Below are 3,482 nucleotides of genomic sequence, written 5' to 3'. Positions count from 1 at the left end.
AGCCGCCGCGCGAGGTCGCCGCCTTCAGGGTTTTCGATCTTGATGACTTCGGCGCCGAGCATCGAGAGTTGATAAGCGCAAAAGGGACCGGCAAGGACGTTGGACAGATCCAGCACCCGCACTCCGGACAATGGCAATGCCATGTTGAGACTCCTCAGCTAGCAGCTAGTGTGAGATTTCATCGAGATTAAGGCCGTTGGTGCGTGGCCCGAAGATGCCGATCGAAGCCATCACCATGATCATCGACACGCTGATGAGCGCGAAGACGCCCGTCACGCCGAAGTGACGCAATGCGGACGCGATCATGAAGCCCGAGAACATCGCGGACAGACGCGACACGGAGTAAACAAAGCCGACAGCGCGAGCCCGCACGCGAGTGGGGAACAACTCCGTCTGGTACGCGTGGTAGCCGACCGAAAGCAGCGTTCCGGAGATGGTGATCGCCACGCCGAGCAACATCAGCAGGGCGGCGGAAGTCTGGACTGCGAAGAGACTGCCGAACACCACAATGCCCAGCGCCGACAAGACGATCAGCGTCTTTCTCTCGATCCGGTCAGCGATCGCGATGCCGAGCAGCGGTCCGAACGGGTTCGAGATGGCGATGACGAACGCATACATCAGGCTGTGCGTGATCGTTACGCCCTTGGAGATCAGCAGGGTAGGAACCCACGATGCAAAGCCGTAGAAACCGATCGCCTGGAAGAAATTGAAGACCAGCAGGGTGATTGCGCGTCGCCGATAGGGCGGTTGCCAGATCTCGCGAAACGACGCCTTCGTCGTTGCCGGTTCGACCGATGCAACCGGCGCGGCCAGTTCGCCCCGGTATTGCGCGGCGACCTTGCGCTCAATCTTGCCCAGCACCTCTTCCGCTTCGGCTGCACGACCTTGTTGGGCAAGCCAGCGGGGACTTTCCGGGACGCCGCGGCGAATCACCCAGACCACCAGTGCGCCGAGTGCGCCGATGATGACCACCCAGCGCCAGCCATCGAGACCAAACGGCGCTTGCGGTACCAGCCACCATGCGAGCAGCGCCACGGTGGGGACGGCGCTGTACTGAACCATATGGACGAACGCGAATGCCCGGCCACGCAGATGCTTGGGCACGAGCTCGCTGACATAGGTGTCGATCGTCACCAGCTCCACCCCCACGCCAATCCCCGCGATCAGGCGCCACGCGTTGATGCCGAGCGCCGTGCTCTGGCACGCCATGATCAGCGTCGCGGCCGAGTACCAAAGCAGCGACACGGTGAACACCGCCTTGCGGCCATAGCGGTCCGCCATGCCCGCCAGGCAGGACGTGCCGATGAACAACCCGGCGAACGACGCCGCCACGAATCCGCCGAGTCCCGAAAAACCGAAGAACGATTCGGTCGTCGTCGAGTAGATGCCGCTCTTAACCAGCCCAGGGCCAACATAGGCCGTGAAAAACAGGTCGTAGAACTCGAACCAGCCTCCAATGGACAGCATGAAGACGAGCAGCCAGATCGAGCGCGTGGCGGGTAACCGGTCCATGCGCGCGTTGACGCCGAACACAGCGCCGTCGATACCGGGTGTCCCCGTGATGGGTGGGTTTGCCATGGGTTGTCTCCGTCACTTTAAAGGCACTGTTATTCGTTCTGTCTGACAGAACGTCGTTCTATTATCAGAACGACGAAGGCTATTGTCCTGCAACGATTCGGGCAATAAGGGTTTTCCCGTGCAGCCGTCCAACCTCAGCATACAAGTCTTAAGCCTTGCTCGTATGCCGCGCGAGCTCGACAAATGCCCGTGCGGCCGCGCTTCGGTAAGCGCCCTTGCGCTGTAGCAGCGCGGCCGTTCGTTGTGGCAACGCGGGCTCCAGTTTGACCGCATATAGGGCGTTATTCTCGCGCGCGATTGCGTCGGGCAGTAAGGTGGCGAGCCGGCCTCGGCGCACGATCTCGACGACCGCACTGATCGAGTTGACCTCGATCGCAATGCGCGGTGCAACGCCGTGTTGCCTGCAATAACGATCGATATAGTGGCGCGTCGCAAACTCTTCGTTCAAAAGCACCAGCGATTCCCGCTCAAAGTCCCGCAGCGCCATCGGGCCACGCTTTCTCGCGTGCGGATGCGACTTGCCCACCACGAGCGAAAGCGCTTCGACAAGGAACTCCTCAGTCTCAACATCAGGGCGAGCGAGCCGGCTTGGTCGCACGCACGAGAAAAGCTTCCGCACATCCAAACACAACCAGTGGCGCGATCGCGCCGGCGAGTCCTGCGATCTCGAAGCCGATCCTGGCGCAGACATAGAGCAACATCAGCATGCTAAGCATCATGCCGGGGGCACCGATGGCACGATGTTGCGACCCGTAGTGGTATCCAATCCAAAAAGCGATACGCGTAGCAATCCAAACGATCGTCGTAGCGATGACAGCGCGCATCGAGCGTCCGTCGGAACAGTAGAACGCGAGGCCGAACAGCCCGGGAACGAACAGGACCAACTGTTCGAGCGTATGTTGGAGGTATCGAATATTTATCCTCATCCGACGCGTTTCATAACCCGACAACGGGTCGATCGCGGCGCATCGCAGGCGTTCATGCGCGACCGCTTCAATGCCTGTGAGGAAGCAGAAGAGGATAGCGAGACAGCAGCATTTGAGGGCGACCACCAGTCGCGCCAGCGTATTCTCCATTCCGGTCAGTGGCGGCAGGAAATAGTAGATGCCGAGCCACACCGCGATAGTGACCGGGAACGCGATAGCAATCTCCACGATCAAGCTTGATTGATGCCGGCGAATATCGATATCGCCGGCCGCGCCATTTTTGTGGGTCTTGGCGTGGTTCATGGTCGCCTCCGTGGGGACAGGCCGCTTGCCTGAGCTTTAGAAGAGCATAGGCCCGAACCCCATCACGGTGCGAGTTGAGCCGCTCATTGCCGCGTCGCCTTGACGATGATTTGTGATTTGGTGTCCCGCTCTATCCGTTTCAACGCCGGTTGCATGACGACGAATTCCGCGGGCGAACACACTTGCTTGCCAAAGGTCGCGTCCAGGTGACGCTCGACCTGAAGCACGTTCGTGGCGGGGTCGAAGACATAGCGCGACGAATAATCGAAAAACACGTCCGTGATGTCGGCGTCTTGCGGCACGTCGGTGACTCGAACCGCCCTGGGAAAGGTGACTTGCGCGACCTCGTCGAACTTGCCGCCCGTGCAGATGAACGGTTGGGAGCGCACGGGTTCGGCAAGCATGTTCTCAACCTGACTGGCGATCCCGCCGGACAGGCTGGTGAGCGCGGGCAAGGCGGTCGTTCCGGTCGGCCAGACCACATCATCGAGGGTTCCCCGCAGCGTCGTGGTCAGGGGGAGGCCGGTTGCGTCCAGATCGCTTGCTGTTAGCGTCGCGATGCCGCGCAGCCCTGTAGCCCGAAGGCGATTGTCGGCAATCTGCGCGCGCCGTTCGGCGGTCGCGTGCTGTAGATTCCCCCGTTCCGCGCCCGCGCTCCAGCCCGCATCTTCCACT

The 3,482-nt window shown here is 61.0% G+C and carries 4 protein-coding genes and 1 pseudogene; all 5 read right to left on the bottom strand.

Features of this window, described 5'->3' with window-relative positions; translation table 11 throughout:
- Positions 1 to 143: CoA transferase (locus tag WCA53_RS21200; RefSeq protein ID WP_423915258.1), on the bottom strand; the 143-nt coding region annotated here is incomplete at its 3' end.
- A gap of 22 nt (positions 144 to 165) precedes the next feature.
- The gene (locus tag WCA53_RS21195) at positions 166 to 1,578 is read right to left on the bottom strand and encodes an MFS transporter (RefSeq protein WP_423915256.1); all 1,413 of its coding nucleotides are present in this window, start codon (positions 1,576 to 1,578) and stop codon (positions 166 to 168) included.
- 148 nt (positions 1,579 to 1,726) lie between these two features.
- Positions 1,727 to 2,176 (bottom strand): LysR substrate-binding domain-containing protein, encoded by a 450-nt coding sequence (locus WCA53_RS21190; RefSeq protein ID WP_423915254.1) that lies wholly within the window; start codon positions 2,174 to 2,176, stop codon positions 1,727 to 1,729.
- Entirely contained in the window at positions 2,148 to 2,807 is a 660-nt protein-coding gene (locus WCA53_RS21185; protein ID WP_423915252.1) for an MAPEG family protein, read from the bottom strand. Before WCA53_RS21185 ends, WCA53_RS21190 begins: the two co-directional genes overlap by 29 nt.
- A gap of 83 nt (positions 2,808 to 2,890) precedes the next feature.
- Positions 2,891 to 3,482, bottom strand: a pseudogene (locus tag WCA53_RS21180) (hypothetical protein); the annotation flags it as partial.

This window comes from Caballeronia sp. (assembly GCF_049581465.1).
In the GTDB taxonomy this organism is placed as follows: Bacteria; Pseudomonadota; Gammaproteobacteria; order Burkholderiales; family Burkholderiaceae; genus Caballeronia.
This window is presented reverse-complemented; position numbering and strand designations above follow the sequence as displayed.